The organism is Streptomyces longhuiensis, assembly GCF_020616555.1.
In the GTDB taxonomy this organism is placed as follows: domain Bacteria; phylum Actinomycetota; class Actinomycetes; order Streptomycetales; family Streptomycetaceae; genus Streptomyces; species Streptomyces longhuiensis.
The window spans coordinates 9,140,236-9,153,715 of sequence record NZ_CP085173.1 but is presented as its reverse complement, the minus strand read 5'-3'; the positions used below and the strand labels follow the sequence as shown (position 1 = coordinate 9,153,715).

Annotated in this window: 12 protein-coding genes; 11 read left to right on the top strand and 1 reads right to left on the bottom strand. The window is 70.2% G+C overall.

Annotated features, from left to right (window positions below; genetic code table 11):
- Positions 1 to 60: 60 nt before the first annotated feature.
- The 5 genes from LGI35_RS41640 to LGI35_RS41620 are packed head-to-tail and all read left to right on the top strand — an operon-like array spanning position 61 to position 6,160.
- Positions 61 to 1,401, top strand: coding sequence for an ABC transporter substrate-binding protein (locus LGI35_RS41640; protein WP_227299618.1), 1,341 nt, complete (start codon positions 61 to 63; stop codon positions 1,399 to 1,401).
- 31 nt (positions 1,402 to 1,432) lie between these two features.
- Positions 1,433 to 2,416 (top strand): carbohydrate ABC transporter permease, encoded by a 984-nt coding sequence (locus LGI35_RS41635; RefSeq protein ID WP_227299617.1) that lies wholly within the window; start codon positions 1,433 to 1,435, stop codon positions 2,414 to 2,416.
- Positions 2,413 to 3,285: a carbohydrate ABC transporter permease gene (locus LGI35_RS41630; RefSeq protein ID WP_227299616.1), complete on the top strand. Its 873-nt coding sequence runs from the start codon at positions 2,413 to 2,415 to the stop codon at positions 3,283 to 3,285. The genes LGI35_RS41635 and LGI35_RS41630 overlap by 4 nt, the downstream gene beginning before the upstream one ends.
- Before the next feature lie 23 nt (positions 3,286 to 3,308).
- Positions 3,309 to 4,289 carry a hydroxyacid dehydrogenase gene (locus LGI35_RS41625; protein WP_227300737.1) on the top strand — a complete coding sequence of 327 codons (981 nt, stop codon included), beginning with the start codon at positions 3,309 to 3,311 and terminating at the stop codon, positions 4,287 to 4,289.
- Positions 4,286 to 6,160 carry a DUF2264 domain-containing protein gene (locus tag LGI35_RS41620; protein WP_227299615.1) on the top strand — a complete coding sequence of 625 codons (1,875 nt, stop codon included), beginning with the start codon at positions 4,286 to 4,288 and terminating at the stop codon, positions 6,158 to 6,160. The genes LGI35_RS41625 and LGI35_RS41620 overlap by 4 nt, the downstream gene beginning before the upstream one ends.
- An 89-nt stretch (positions 6,161 to 6,249) precedes the next feature.
- Here the strand turns inward: LGI35_RS41620 and LGI35_RS41615 are convergent, their stop codons facing one another.
- The gene (locus LGI35_RS41615) at positions 6,250 to 7,296 is read right to left on the bottom strand and encodes a LacI family DNA-binding transcriptional regulator (protein ID WP_227299614.1); all 1,047 of its coding nucleotides are present in this window, start codon (positions 7,294 to 7,296) and stop codon (positions 6,250 to 6,252) included.
- Between the two features lie 181 nt (positions 7,297 to 7,477).
- Here LGI35_RS41615 and LGI35_RS41610 point away from each other — a divergent pair, with 181 nt between their 5' ends.
- The 6 genes from LGI35_RS41610 (at position 7,478) to LGI35_RS41585 (ending at position 13,475) form a co-directional block, all read left to right on the top strand.
- Positions 7,478 to 8,626: a Gfo/Idh/MocA family protein gene (locus tag LGI35_RS41610; RefSeq protein WP_227299613.1), complete on the top strand. Its 1,149-nt coding sequence runs from the start codon at positions 7,478 to 7,480 to the stop codon at positions 8,624 to 8,626.
- Positions 8,623 to 9,546, top strand: a complete 924-nt coding sequence (locus tag LGI35_RS41605) for a DUF6807 domain-containing protein (RefSeq protein ID WP_227299612.1) — start codon at positions 8,623 to 8,625, stop codon at positions 9,544 to 9,546. Before LGI35_RS41610 ends, LGI35_RS41605 begins: the two co-directional genes overlap by 4 nt.
- Positions 9,540 to 10,268, top strand: a complete 729-nt coding sequence (locus LGI35_RS41600) for a cupin domain-containing protein (RefSeq protein ID WP_227299611.1) — start codon at positions 9,540 to 9,542, stop codon at positions 10,266 to 10,268. The genes LGI35_RS41605 and LGI35_RS41600 overlap by 7 nt, the downstream gene beginning before the upstream one ends.
- A 74-nt stretch (positions 10,269 to 10,342) precedes the next feature.
- Complete coding sequence (locus tag LGI35_RS41595; RefSeq protein WP_227299610.1) at positions 10,343 to 11,677, top strand: ABC transporter substrate-binding protein; 1,335 nt, start codon at positions 10,343 to 10,345, stop codon at positions 11,675 to 11,677.
- Positions 11,674 to 12,642 (top strand): carbohydrate ABC transporter permease, encoded by a 969-nt coding sequence (locus tag LGI35_RS41590; protein ID WP_227299609.1) that lies wholly within the window; start codon positions 11,674 to 11,676, stop codon positions 12,640 to 12,642. Before LGI35_RS41595 ends, LGI35_RS41590 begins: the two co-directional genes overlap by 4 nt.
- On the top strand, positions 12,639 to 13,475 hold the full coding sequence (locus LGI35_RS41585) for a carbohydrate ABC transporter permease (RefSeq protein WP_227299608.1): 837 nt from the start codon (positions 12,639 to 12,641) through the stop codon (positions 13,473 to 13,475). Before LGI35_RS41590 ends, LGI35_RS41585 begins: the two co-directional genes overlap by 4 nt.
- Positions 13,476 to 13,480 lie beyond the last annotated feature (5 nt).

Below are 13,480 nucleotides of genomic sequence, written 5' to 3'. Positions count from 1 at the left end.
GTGCGGTCAGCCGATCAGGATTCCCGTGACTCGAACACGCAGGAGCCGCGGGAGGCGCCCATGCCTGGTCGACAGAGCCGTCGATCGGTGCTCGCCGCGATCACCGCGCTGCCCCTGACGGGCGCCCTGAGCGCCTGCAGCGGGAACGACAGCGCGTCGCAGAGCACCAGTAAGTCCGGTACCAAAGGCAAGACCACCATCACGTTCTGGTCCGCGCTGCGCGGCAGCCAGGAGGTGGTGGACGCGTTCAACAAGACGCACGACACCATCCAGGTCGCTTTCGAACAGATACCCTCCGGCACCTCCGGCGGATATCTCAAGCTCAGCAACGCGGCGCGCGCGGGCAACGCGCCCGACGTCGCCACCATCGAGTACCCGCAGGTCCCGGGCTACGCGATCGACGGTGTGGCCCGCGACATCACGGACGTGATCAGTGACAAGCTCAAGGCCAAGCTGCTGCCGCAGGCGCTCGGTCTGACGACGTTCGAGGGGCGCACATACAGCGTGCCCCTGGACGTCGAGCCGATGGTGCTGCACTACCGCAAGGACCTTTTCGACAAGTACGGCTTCGAGGTTCCCACCACGTGGGACGAGTACACCGACCTGGCACGCGCCGTCCGCCGCACCGGCGGCAAGCGCAGGGTGACCTTCTTCTCCACGGACATGGGCCAGTTCTCGGGCTGGTGCTGGGGAGCCGGCGCGCACTGGTTCGACACCTCGAAGGGCGCCTGGAACGTGTCGCTCGCCGACGCCCCCACGCGCCGCGTGTGCCAGTACTGGCAGCGGCTCATCGACGAGGACCTCGTCTACGTCAATCCCCCCAACAGCCGCGAGGCCGACGCCCAGGTCGGCAACAGCCTCGTCCTGACCCGGCACAGCGGCGCCTGGGACGCCGGTGCTCAGATGAATGCGCGCCCCCAGCAGAAGGGACTGTGGCGGATCGCCCCGCAGCCCCAGTGGGACCCGGCGAAGCCGGCGCTCGGGACCCAGGGCGGCTCGACGTTCGCCATCACCAAGGACAGCAAGCACCCCGAGGCCGCCATGGAGTTCATCGAGTGGCAGGTCTCGCACCCCGACGCCCTCAAGGCCCGTCTCTCCAGCGGCGCCAGCAGCCAGTACCCGGCCGCGACCGAGCTGATCAAGGTGGGGCGCGCGGCCTTCGACCGCTCGTATTACGGCGGGCAGGACATCTACACACTGTTCGAGACCGAGGCACAGAAGATCAGCGACGGCTGGGTCTGGGGACCCCGGATGACCGCGACCGGGCAGGTCATGTCGGACGCCTTCGCCCGGGCGGCGGCCGGCTCCGGAACGATCGAGTCCTCCATGCGCGCGGCCCAGAACGGCACGATGCCCGACCTCAAGGCCCTCGGCCTCAAGACCACCCAGCACTCCACATGAACGCCCGCATCCCGAAAGGCAGGTGAGTCCCATGACCGCGACAACCCAGGTCCCCGCCACGGCGGCGGCTCCCCCGCGGGAGGCGGACAGCTCCCGGCGCAAGGCGCAGCGTGCGGCGGGGCGCCGCCGGGGCGGCGCCGCGGGCGTCCTGATGGCCCCGTTCTTCGTGCTGCTCACGCTCGTCTTCCTGATCCCGGTCGGCACGGCCGTCTGGCTGAGCTTCTTCAGCGACGACCAGCCGGGCCTCGGCTTCGGCCCGGAGCGCACGGTCTTCGTCGGCCTGCGCTCGTACGCCGCGGTCCTCACGGACCCGTCGTTCCTGTCCGGCCTCGGCACGGTCGCGCTGTACTGCCTGATCTACATCCCGGTGATGACCATCGGCTCGCTGGCGCTGGCGCTGCTGCTCGACTCGGGCCTCGTACGGCTGCGTTCCTGGGCCCAGCTCGGCCTGTTCCTGCCGCACGCGGTGCCCGGCATCATCGCCGCGCTGATCTGGCTGTACCTCTACACCCCCGGCATCAGCCCGATCATCGACGTGCTCGGCAAGGCCGACATCACCGTCAACTTCCTGGGCCTGCACACCGCGATCCCGTCGATCGTGAACATCGCGGTGTGGAGCAACCTCGGCTACAACATGGTCGTCTTCTACGCGGCCCTGCAAGCGGTCCCCCGGGAGGTCCTGGAGGCGTCGGTGGTCGACGGGGCGGGTCCGGTGCGCACCGCGCTCCAGGTGAAGGCGCCGCTGGTGCGCTCCTCGATCGTCATGGTCGCGATGTTCACCCTGATCTGGGCGCTGCAGCTGTTCACGGAACCGATGCTGCTGCGCGCGGGCTCTCAGGTCGTCGATGCGCGGTTCTCGCCGAGCATGTACATCTACGACGCGGCGTTCAGCCGCAACAACTATTCGCTCGCGGCCGCCGCGTCGGTGATCCTCCTCGTCATCACCATCGCCGTCTCCTACGGCGTCACCCGCTGGACCAACCGCGTCAACTCGGCCGAGGAGAGCGCCCGATGACCACTGCCGAGCTGAGCAGGTCCACCCTGCTGCGTCCCCGTCTGCTGGGCCGGACGACCGTCAACGTGGTCGTCGCCATCTCCGTCCTCTACACCATGCTGCCGGCGCTGTGGCTGGTCCTCGCCGCCGGCAAGTCCCGCGACGCGCTGTTCAGCAGCAACATCCTTTCCCTCAAGGACTTCTCGTTCGTCCAGAACGTCAAGGACCTGTTCGCGATGGACGGAGGCCTCTACAGCCGCTGGTACGGCAACAGCCTGCTGTACGCGGTGCTCGGCGCCGCGCTGGGCGCGATGATCAGCGTCGCCTGCGGCTACGCCTTCGACAAGTACCACTTCCAGCACAAGGAGAAGCTGTTCGGGCTCGTCCTGGCCGCGGTGATGGTGCCGCAGACGGTGCTCGCGCTGCCGCTGTACCTGATCGCATCGGCGACGGGCGTCGTGAACACGTTCTGGTCGGTGTTCATCCCGGTCCTGTTCAACCCGTTCGGCGTGTACCTGGGCCGGATCTTCGCCCAGGGATACGTGCCCGACGAGGTTCTGGAGGCGGCCCGCGTGGACGGCGCCGGTGAGCTGACGACGTACGTCCGCGTCTCGTTGCGGATGCTCGGCCCGGGCCTGATCACGGTCTTCCTGTTCCAGCTCACCGCGATCTGGAACAACTTCTTCCTGCCGATGGTGATGCTGTCCAACCAGAAGCTCTATCCCGTCAGCCTGGGCCTGTTCCAGTGGAACAGCCAGGCGACCGTCTCGCCCGAGTACTATCCGGTGGTGATCATGGGTTCGCTCCTGGCGGTCCTTCCTCTCGTCCTCGCGTTCATCTTCCTCCAGCGGTTCTGGCGGTCCGGTCTGACGGCGGGGGCGGTCAAGTGACGCAGCCCCGCGTGGCGTTGGCCATGTCCCCCCAGGCCGCGGCGGCCGTCTTCACGCCGCGGTCCGTGGCCGCGCTCGCGGAGGTGTGCGACCTGGCGCCGCTGCCCGTCCTGGACGACCTGACGACCGCACGGGCCAAGCACGTCCTCGCCGACACCGAGGTCCTGGTCACCGGCTGGGGATGTCCGCGGCTCGACGCGGACGTACTGGCCTCGGCGCCGCACCTCAAGGCCGTGGTGCACGCGGCCGGTTCGGTGCGCGGGCATGTCTCCGACGCCTGCTGGGACCGGGGCGTCGAGGTGTCGTCGGCGGCCGCGGCCAACGCGCTGCCGGTCGCGGAGTACACCCTCGCGATGATCCTGCTGCACGGAAAGAACGTCCTGGAACGGGCCCGCGACTTCCGGCGGACCCGTGAGCGCGACAACTGGCTGCTGACCACGCAAGAGGTGGGCAACTACCGTCGCACGGTGGGCCTGCTGTCCGCGTCGCTGATCGGCCGCCGGGTGATCGAGCTGCTGCGGCCCTTCGACTTCGAGGTGCTGCTGCACGACCCGTACGTCACCGAGGCGGAGGCCGCCGAACTGGGCGTCGAGTGGGTGGAGCTGTCCGAACTCTTCACACGCAGCGACCTGTTGAGCGTGCACACCCCGCTGCTGCCGGCCACGCGCGGCCTGGTCAGCCGGGAGCTGCTGGGCTCCATGCGACCGGGAGCCACCCTCATCAACACCTCGCGCGGCGCCGTCGTCGACCAGGACGCGCTCACCGACGTGGTGCGCGCGGGCCGTGTCGGCGCGGTCCTCGACGTGACGGACCCCGAGGTCCTGCCCGCGACCCACCCGTTGTGGGACTGCCCGAACGCATTCATCACCCCCCACCTGGCGGGCTCCCAGGGCAACGAGTGGGAACGCCTCGCCGACACCGCCGTCGGCGAGGTGGCCAGGTGGGCCGCGGGCGACGGATTCGCCCATCCCGTACGACGCGAAAGGCTGGCGTTCCTCGCATGACCATCCCGTTCGAACTGCCCGAAGAGAACCGTGAGTCGAGCCCGATCACCGGGTATACGCGCGCGCACTGGGAGGCCGTCGCCGACGGGCTGCTCGGCGCCGCGTGGCGCTGGGCGACACCCGGGGGCGCCCTGCTCGACCTGCCGGGCCGCCCCTCCGGGTCCGGGGTCCGCTCGGACGGCCTCGAAGGCTTCGCCCGTACGTTCCTGGCGGCCGGCTTCCGGGTCGCGGGCGCCGGCGGAAAGGACCCGCACGGCTGGCTGGAGCGCTACGCGCAGGGGCTTTCAGCGGGCACACGGACGCCCGGCCGGGACGACGCCGAGTCATGGCCACTGATCCTCGACCACCATGTGCAGGGCCAGCCGATGGTCGAGTCGGCGTCCGTGGCGCTCGGCCTGTCGCTGACCCGGCCGTGGCTGTGGGACCAGCTCGACGGCGACGTGCAGGACCGGGCGGAGACCTGGCTGCGCGGCGCGATCGACCACACGCCCGCGCCCAACAACTGGTATCTGTTCCCGTTCACGGTGGCGTCGTTCCTTGAGTCGGTCGGCCGCGGCGACGAGGCCACAACGCGCGCCATGGAGCGGGCACTTGGGCTGATGGAGACGTGGTACCGGGGCGACGGCTGGTATGCGGACGGCGACGGGCGGGCCTTCGACCACTACAACGGGTGGGCGCTGCACCTGTATCCGCTGCTGCACGCGCACCTGTCGGGCGACACCGCGCTGTCGGCCCGGTTCGGACCGCGGCTGCGCGAGCACCTGGAGGGCTTCTCGCTGCTCTTCGGCGCCGACGGGGCGCCGATCCACTTCGGGCGTTCGCTGACCTACCGGTTCGCGGCGTCGGCGGCGGTCGGCATCGGCGCCGTCACCGGCCACACCCCGCTGACGCCCGGCACGTCGCGCCGCCTCATCAGCGGGAATCTGCGCTACTTCCTCGACCGGGGCGGGGTGACGGACGACGGGCTGCTGAGCCTTGGCTGGCACGGCCCGCACGACGCGACACTGCAGACCTACTCGGGGCCGGCGTCCCCGTACTGGGCGTCGAAGGGGTTCGTGGCGCTCCTCGCGCCGGAGGACGACCCGCTGTGGACGGCGACGGAGGAACCGGCGCCGAGCGAGGGCCCGGACCGGGTGCTCGCGCTGCCCGCGCCGGGGCTCCTCGTCCAGTCGACCCAGGCCGACGGGATCGTACGGCTCCACAACCACGGCAGCGACCATGTCCGCCCGCACGAAGCGGAGTCGGCCGCGCAGGAAGACCCGCTCTACGGCCGTCACGCGTACTCGACGCACACCGGCCCGACGTCCCGGACGAACGTCGCCGACAACCATCTGTCCGTCGTCGTGGGCGGCGTCCCGAGCGTGCGGCGCCGGATCCGTCCGCTGGGCGCGGGGCAGGGTGACGGGTGGGGCTGGGCCGCGTCCTCGCACCTGCCGGTGTTCGCGTCGGGCGCGCCGATGGTGCCGGGGCTGCGGGTGGAGAGCGTGACCGTGGCCCGGGGCCGGTACGAGCTGCGGGTGCACCGGGTCGTGGGGGCGCCGCACGATGCGGGGGTCACGCTCACCGGATGGGCCTCGGACGCCTTGAGCTCGCAGCTGCACGGCCTGTACGGATGGAGCGAGCGGGACGAGGTGCGTGCACCCCAGGGGACTGCTTACGAGCCGTGGGTGCGGGTGCCGCGACTCTCGGGCACGGCCGAGGGAACGGCGGTGTTCGTGGCTCTGGCGTCGTTGAGCGCCGACGAGCCGAGCGCGCCGCCGGCCGACGCGGTGTCCGACGTGGTCTTCCAAGAGGGAGAGTTGCGGGTGCGGTGGGCCGACGGACCGCAGACCACAGTGAGCTTCGAGCCGGTGCGGGTCACCCATGAGTGAGGGCTGTTCCTGAACCGCCGCTCCGCTCACCGCGTCCTCCTCTGTCCTTGCCGCCTGCGGCCCGCACGTGCGGGCCGCGGGCGGTCCCCTCAGGGAGTGGCCAGCTGCTGCCGCTCACCGCTCGTGGACTCCCGCACCTCCAGCCAGTAGGGAGCCATGTGCACCTCGAAGGGCGGGGCCTCGTCGGCGCGGATGCGGGTCGCCAGACATTTCACGGCCAGGGAAGCGATCGCGGCCTTGTCGGGAACCACCGACGTGAGGGAGGGCGTGCTGTAACGGGCTTCCTCGGATCCGTCGACGCCCGCCAGGGCGATGTCCTCGGGGATGCGCAAGCCCGCTTCGAACGCGGCCCGTCGGGCTCCGATCGCCAGCAGGTCGCTGAAGCAGAAGACCGCGTCGGGCCGCACATCCGCCGGCAGGCCGATCAGGGTGCGCATCGCCAGGAGTCCGTTGCGGCGGTCGAACTCTGTCACCTGCGGCGAGAGCCTCGGGTCGTATGTCAACCCTGCCTCATGCAGGGCGAGTTGAAATCCTTCGAGGCGCTGACGACTGGTGGCGGACGCGGGTCGGTCGACGCCGATGGCGGCGATCCTGGTGCGGCCGAGACCGGCCAGATGCGCGGTGGCCTCGCGAGCCGCGGCGACGTTGTCGATCAGGACGTGGTCGGCGACGACGCGATCACGTTCGTAACTGCGCTCCCCGAGCAGTACCAGCGGGAACTCGTCGGCGACAGAAGCGAGTTCGTCGGGCGAGACGTGCAGCGGCGACAGGATCACGCCGTCGAGCAACGACGCGCCGACACCGGTCGCCAGGCGCAGCTCCTCCTTGGCGTCCCCCAGCGTCTCCTCGATCAGGACGGTGAATCCCAGCGCCGCGGCCTCCTCTCTCACGTGGTGCGCGAGCTCCGCGAAGTAGGGCGTCGCGAGGTCCGGGACGGCCAGCGCGACGAGACCACTGCGCCCGGTCCTGAGTCTTCGCGCCGACGGATTGGGCCGGTAGCCGAGCTCCGCCACCGCGCGCATCACCCGTGTCCGCGTCGCCTCCGACACCTTCGGTGCGCCACGTACAACGTTGGACACGGTCTTGATCGACACCCCCGCGCGCTCCGCCACGTCCTTGAGTGTCACTGCCGCCACTGATCAGCCCCCCGTACTCGAATTCCCTTCAGATTATGCACCTGTGAGCACGACTCACCAGTGTCCCGACCGTCTGGAACTCTTTCCCGACGGAGGGTTGACCCTGCGGACATACGGCGGTTACAACGTTGGAACCACTTCATGGCAAGCGCTTGCCGTCCGCCTCTCGAGAGGGTCCCCCATGTCTGCAGATCGTCCCCACCGTCCGCTGCGCGCGGCCGTCGTCGGCGCAGGGGGTATCGCGCGCTCCAGCCATCTGCCCGCCCTGCGGACGCTGGCCGCGGAAGGGGAAACGGACGTCGTGGCCGTGGTCGACGTGAACGACACCGCGGTCCGCGCGTTCGCCGACGCGTTCCGGATCCCCTACGCGTCCACGGACCTCGACGCGATGCTCGCCGAAGTGCGCCCGGACCTCGTGGTGTTGTGCACCCCGCCCGCCGTGCACCGCGAACAGTCCGTCGCGGCACTGCGAGCCGGTGCCTGGGTCTGGTGCGAGAAGCCGCCGTGCCCGTCGCTGGCCGACTACGACGCCGTGGAGGCGGAGGAGAAGGGTGGTGACGGGGACCCGTACGCGTCGATCGTCTTCCAGCACCGCTTCGGTTCCGGTGCCCGGCACGTGCGCCGCCTGCTGCGCGAGGGCGCGTTCGGCCGCCCGCTGGTCGCGCACTGCCAGACCACCTGGTACCGGGACACCGCCTACTACTCCGTGCCGTGGCGCGGCCGTTGGGCGACCGAGGGCGGCGGCCCGGCCATGGGACACGGCATCCATCAGACGGATCTGCTGCTCGACCTGATGGGGCCGTGGACCGAGGTGCGCGGCATGGCGGCCCGCCTCGTGCACGACGTGGAGACCGAGGACGTGTCCACCGCCCAGATCCGGTTCGCCGACGGCGCCGTCGGCACGGTCGTCAACAGCGTCCTGAGCCCCGACGAGGTCAGCCGCATCCGTATCGACTGCGAGCTCGCGACCATCGAGCTGACGCACCTGTACGGCTACCGCAACGCCGACTGGCGCATCACGCCCGCTCCCGGTGTCCCCGAGGAGACCGTGGCCGGCTGGCACGACTTCGGCGAGGACGAGCCCAGTTCGCACCTCGCACAGCTGCGGGCGCTCGTCGCCGACATCAAGGCCGGACGGCGCCACGCCACCAGCGGAGCAGGCGGACGGCAGACGCTCGAGTTCATCACCGCTCTGTACAAGTCCGCGTTCACCGACACGCCCGTCCGCGCCGGTGACATAGGCCGCGGCGACCCCTACTACACCGCCCTGCACGGCGACGCCCCGGGCTGGGCACCGGCCGACCCCCACCAGGAAGAGGACCCCGCATGACGCTCGCACTGACCCACGCCCACGGCGACCGCATCACCGTCGCCCACGCGGCCACGGGCACGGAGCTCTTCGCCTACGTGTACCGGCCCGAAGCCGCGTGGGAGGCCCCCAAGCCGTATCTGCACCCGATCCGCACCCTGTCCGGCGCGGTGGTCACCGACTACCGGCCCAACGACCACCGGTGGCACAAGGGACTGCAGCTGACGGCCTCCCATCTGTCGGGCCAGAATCTGTGGGGCGGCAACACCTACGTGCACGGCGACGGCTACCTCGCCCTGCCCGAGAAGGTCGGCTCGATGGCCCACGTCGCCTTCGAGGAGGTCTCCGCCGCGGACGGCCGCGCCGTCATCGCCGAGCGTCTGACCTGGCACCCGCACGACGGAGAACTGTGGGCCGACGAGGAACGCCGCATCGAGGTGCGCGACGTGGACGCGGACACCGGCAGCTGGTCACTGACGTGGACCTCGGCCGTCACCAACCGCCGCCACGAGCCGCTGCGCTTCGGCAGCCCCACCACCCACGGCCGACCGGCCGCCGGATACACCGGCCTGTTCTGGCGCGGACCGCGGGCCTTCCGCGACGGCCGGGTCTTCACCGCCGAGGCGGACGGCGGTGACTTGATGGGCGGTCAGGCCCCCTGGCTGGCGTACGTCGGCGAGCACGACGGGCGCGACGGCCACGCCACGGTCGTCTTCGAGCACGCCCCGGCCAACGACCACGCGGGTGACAAGGGGACCCACCCGGCGCACTGGTTCGTGCGCAGCGACCCGTTCGCCGCGGTCGCGCCGTCCTGGGCCTTCCACGAGGAGCTCGTCCTCGCCCCCGGCGACACACTCACCCGTAGCTACCGCGTGACTGTCGCCGACGGCGCGTGGGATCGCGAGCAGGTCGCCGCGCACCTGCGGGGACACGCGTGGTGAGCGCGACGTACGACGGCTTCCCGGCGGCGGTGGGTGTGTCCCGGCTGACCGTCTACGACTGGCCCACCGTCGACGGCCGGCCCGGCGGAGGCACCCCTCACCTGCACCTCACGTGCAGCGAGGGATACGTGGTGACGGCCGGCCGGGGCACGGTGCAGACCCTGACCACCTCCGGCTACGAGGAGACACCTCTGGAGCCGGGCACCGTCGCCTGGTTCACGCCCGGCACGATCCACCGCCTCACCAACGACGGTGGCCTCCAGATCACCGTCGTGATGCAGAACAGCGGCCTGCCCGAGGCGGGCGACGCGGTGCTCACCCTCCCCCAGGACCTCCTCGCCGACACCGAGACCTACGCGACCGCGATCCGCATCCCCACCGACGCCCCCGAGGCCGAGCAGGTGGGGGTCGCACGCGCCCGACGTGATCTGGCGACCCGCCGGTTCCTGGAACTGCGCGAAGCCACCGAGGGCGGAGATCCGGAACCGCTGGCCGCGTTCCAGCGGGCCGCCTCCGAGCTGATCCGCCCGCGCCTTGACGCATGGGAACAGCGCTGGAGGGACGGCGCCCACGCCGCGGCGGCGGCGACCGGGTCCCAGCTCGCCTCGCTGCGCGCGAAAGACGCCGGGCACCTGGACCGAGCCAGGGTGACAGCGACCGGGCCCACCGCCCGCGGACGATTCGGCATGTGCGGCCGGCTGGACGTCTACCCCGGCATCTGACACCCGGTCCCCGGGGGCCGCCCTTGTCTCTCCCTCGCCCCCTCCATCCACGCACCGTCCCCTGGAAGGCCCCCATGCCCGAGCCCCGAAGCGGCCGGCGCCCACTCCCGCGCCGGGCCGTCCTGGCAGCGGCCGCCGTCGGCCTCAGTACCGCGCTGACCTCCACGCTCTCCGCCTGCTCCCCCGCGAGCGGCAGCACATCCAGCGGTGTCACCCTCACGTTCTCCTGGTGGGGCAACGACGACCGTGCCGCGCGCACCGAGCAGGCGGTGCGGCTCTTCGAGAAGGAACACCCCGGCGTCACCGTCCGCACATCGAGCGGGGACTTCGGCGCCTACCTGCAGAAGCTGGCCACGCAGGCCGCCGGCGGAGGCATGCCCGACGTGGCCCAGCTCGACTACCGGCAGGTGTCGCAGTACGCGGGCGGGGGCGCGCTGATGTCACTGGACGACGCCATCGAGGACAGGACGATCCGCACATCCGAGATGAGCAGGGACTTCCTGCGCACCGGCACGTACAAGGGCGGGCAGTTCGCCCTTCCCATGGGCCGCGGCATCACCGGCTACGCCTATGACGCCGCCGTGTACAAGAAGGCCGATGTCCCTACGCCGAAGCCCAGTTGGACGTGGCGGGACTGGGAGGAGGCCAACAAGAGGATCGCCGCGCTGGGGCTGAAGTCGCCCGACGGCCGCCCCTACACGGGTGCCAACGACGGCGGGGGCAACGAGGACGTGTTCGAGACCTGGCTGCGCGGCCGCGGGGGGAAGCTCTACGCGAGCCAGACCGAACTCGGGTTCACCGAGGACGACCTCACCGCGTTCTGGACGTTCTGCGACCGGCTCCGCAGGGAAGGCGCCATCGCCCAGGCCAGGGACACCGTGCAGGCCAACAGCACCGAGACGAGCCCGATAGGCCGTGGCCTCGCCGCCGCCGACTTCACCTGGGACGCGCCGTTCCCCAGCTATCCGGTCCTGCTCGGCGACTCCGTCCACTTCGCGCCGGTCCCCACTACGGACGGCCACCAGGGCGCGTACTTCAAGCCGAGCATGCTCATCGGCATCGGGGCGCACAGCGCACACCCCAAGGAGGCAGCCCAGTTGGTCGACTTCCTCCTCAATGACCAGAGGGTCGGCGACATCCTCGCCTTCTCCCGCTCCACCCCGCCGAACCGGAAGATCGCCGCCCGCGTCGCCAAGACGCTCAAGGGCCCGGAGCGGGAGATCTACGAGTACGCGCAGACCATGGAGAAGTACGGCCTGGACGCCACTCCCACCGCACCGCCACGGGGCGATGTCGCCGTGCAGACCGCGTTCATCCGCGAATACCAGCGTGTGATGTACGGCCTGGCCACACCACGCCAGGCGGCACGCGAACTCATCGACGAGGCCAACCGGGAGCTGAGGTCATGAGCACTGTGTCGACCAGGGCGCCCGCGCGCCCCACCCTCACCACGGACCGGAAACCGCCCGCCCGTCGGCGCCGCCAGGTGCGTGAACGGCAGTGGCCCGCCTACGTGTTCCTCACCCCGTGGATGATCGGCGCGCTCGTCCTGACCCTCGTGCCGATGGCCGTGTCCCTGTACCTGTCCTTCACGGACTACAACCTGTTCGACCCGCCGCACTGGGTGGGTCTGCGCAACTACACCGAGATGCTCACCGACGACCCCCGCTACTGGCGGTCGGTCGGCACCACGATGCTGTACGTCGTCGTCGCCGTCCCGCTGAAGCTGGGCCTCGCCCTCGCCGTGGCGACACTGCTCAAGAACCTCAACCGCGGCCGGGCCTTCTACCGCTCCGCGTTCTACGCGCCCTCCCTGCTCGGGGCGAGCATGTCCATCGCCCTGGTGTGGCGCGCGCTGTTCAACGACGGCGGCACGATCTCCGACATCCTGAACTCGGTCGGCGTTCACGCCGGCGGCTGGGTGGGCAACCCCGACCTCGCGGTGTACGTCGTCGTCCTGCTGACGGTGTGGCAGTTCGGGGCGCCCATGGTGATCTTCCTGGCGGGCCTTCAGCAGATCTCGCCCGATCTCTACGAGGCCGCGGCGCTCGACGGCGCGGGCCGCCGGCGGCAGTTCGTCTCCATCACCGTGCCGATGCTCTCCCCGGTCGTCTTCTTCAATCTGGTGCTGGAGATCATCAACTCCTTCCAGGTCTTCACGCCGGCCTTCGTCATCAGCGGCGGCAAGGGCGGCCCCGCCGACTCGACCATGTTCTACACGCTCTACCTGTACGAACGCGGCTTCACCGCCTCGCACATGGGCTACGCGGCGGCGATGGCCTGGATGGTGCTGATCGCCATCGCCGCGATCACCCTGATCCTCTTCCGGACGTCCCGGTCCTGGGTCTTCTACGCGGACGAGGAGGGTCGATGAACATCGCCACGAAGCGGTGGCTGCCGCACACGGTCGCGACCGTCTGTCTGCTCGCCCTGCTGTATCCGCTGGCCTGGCTCCTCGCCACGTCGCTCAAGCCGGCCGACGAGGTGGTGACGAGCCTCGACCTGTGGCCCAGCCACCTGGAGTGGTCGAACTACACGACCGCTCTGGACGGGGTTTCGGGCATCAGTGTCACACGGCTGCTCGGCAACACCCTGCTGATCGCGGTCGGTGCCGTCGTCGGCAACGTCCTGTCCTGCTCCCTGGCCGCCTACGCCTTCGCCCGGCTGCGCTTCCGCATGAGCAAGGTGATGTTCGCGTTCATGGTGGCGACGCTGATGCTGCCGCACCACGTCGTCCTGATCCCGCAGTACATCATCTTCAACCGGCTCGGCATGGTGGACACCTACTGGCCGCTGATCCTGCCCAAGTTCCTGGCCACCGAGGCCTTCTTCGTCTTCCTCATCGTCCAGTTCATGCGCGGGCTCCCGCGCGAGTTGGAGGAGTCCGCCCGTATCGACGGCTGCGGCGCCTTCCGCACGTACTGGTCGATCACGCTCCCCCTGACCCGGCCCGCGCTGATCACCACCGCCATCTTCACGTTCATCTGGACGTGGAACGACTTCTTCACGCAGATGATCTATCTGTTCGCGCCGGAGAAGTTCACCATCACGCTGGCCCTGCGCAGCTTCGTCGACCAGTCCAGCACCTCCGCGTACGGGCCCATGTTCGCCATGTCGGTGATCTCGGTCCTGCCGATCGTGCTGTTCTTCTTCGTCTTCCAGCGCTACCTCGTGCAGGGCATGGCCGCCTCCGGGCTGAAGGGCTGAGCCGC

What these genes read in the sequence shown, in the direction of transcription:
- LGI35_RS41640 (WP_227299618.1), top strand. Translation starts at nt 61, where the DNA reads ATGCCTGGTCGACAGAGCCGTCGATCGGTGCTCGCCGCGATCACCGCG.
- LGI35_RS41635 (WP_227299617.1), top strand. Translation starts at nt 1,433, where the DNA reads ATGACCGCGACAACCCAGGTCCCCGCCACGGCGGCGGCTCCCCCGCGG.
- LGI35_RS41630 (WP_227299616.1), top strand. Translation starts at nt 2,413, where the DNA reads ATGACCACTGCCGAGCTGAGCAGGTCCACCCTGCTGCGTCCCCGTCTG.
- LGI35_RS41625 (WP_227300737.1), top strand. Translation starts at nt 3,309, where the DNA reads ATGTCCCCCCAGGCCGCGGCGGCCGTCTTCACGCCGCGGTCCGTGGCC.
- LGI35_RS41620 (WP_227299615.1), top strand. Translation starts at nt 4,286, where the DNA reads ATGACCATCCCGTTCGAACTGCCCGAAGAGAACCGTGAGTCGAGCCCG.
- LGI35_RS41610 (WP_227299613.1), top strand. Translation starts at nt 7,478, where the DNA reads ATGTCTGCAGATCGTCCCCACCGTCCGCTGCGCGCGGCCGTCGTCGGC.
- LGI35_RS41605 (WP_227299612.1), top strand. Translation starts at nt 8,623, where the DNA reads ATGACGCTCGCACTGACCCACGCCCACGGCGACCGCATCACCGTCGCC.
- LGI35_RS41595 (WP_227299610.1), top strand. Translation starts at nt 10,343, where the DNA reads ATGCCCGAGCCCCGAAGCGGCCGGCGCCCACTCCCGCGCCGGGCCGTC.
- LGI35_RS41590 (WP_227299609.1), top strand. Translation starts at nt 11,674, where the DNA reads ATGAGCACTGTGTCGACCAGGGCGCCCGCGCGCCCCACCCTCACCACG.
- LGI35_RS41585 (WP_227299608.1), top strand. Translation starts at nt 12,639, where the DNA reads ATGAACATCGCCACGAAGCGGTGGCTGCCGCACACGGTCGCGACCGTC.